The organism is Paraburkholderia sp. SIMBA_053, from assembly GCF_046534895.1.
Taxonomy (GTDB): domain Bacteria; phylum Pseudomonadota; class Gammaproteobacteria; order Burkholderiales; family Burkholderiaceae; genus Paraburkholderia; species Paraburkholderia caledonica.
Window position 1 is genome coordinate 1 of the sequence record NZ_JAWRXU010000649.1, and the last position, 274, is coordinate 274.

The window sequence follows — 274 nt, forward strand, 5'->3', positions numbered from 1 at the left end:
CTCTTTATAATGGGAGTTACCAGCTTCAATAACAATGTCCCCTTTATCTAACAATGGTGTAACATCATGAAGTACTGAATCAACAACAGTATGAGGAACCATAATCCATAAAACTCTTGGTGTTTCCAATGATTGTACAAGTTCTTTTAAATCGGATGTCCCTTTAGCTCCATATGATTTAATTTCTTCTACAGCATTACTATTTAAGTCAAATCCTACAACTTCATGACCATGATCAATTAAATTTTGTCCTAAATTTAATCCCATTTTACCT

At 32.5% G+C, this 274-nt stretch carries 1 protein-coding gene; it reads right to left on the reverse strand.

All coding sequences use genetic code 11. The features are described 5' to 3' along the window. On the reverse strand, nucleotides 1-274 hold a 274-nt coding region (locus SB753_RS37200), incomplete at both ends, for an NAD(P)-binding domain-containing protein (protein WP_410805154.1).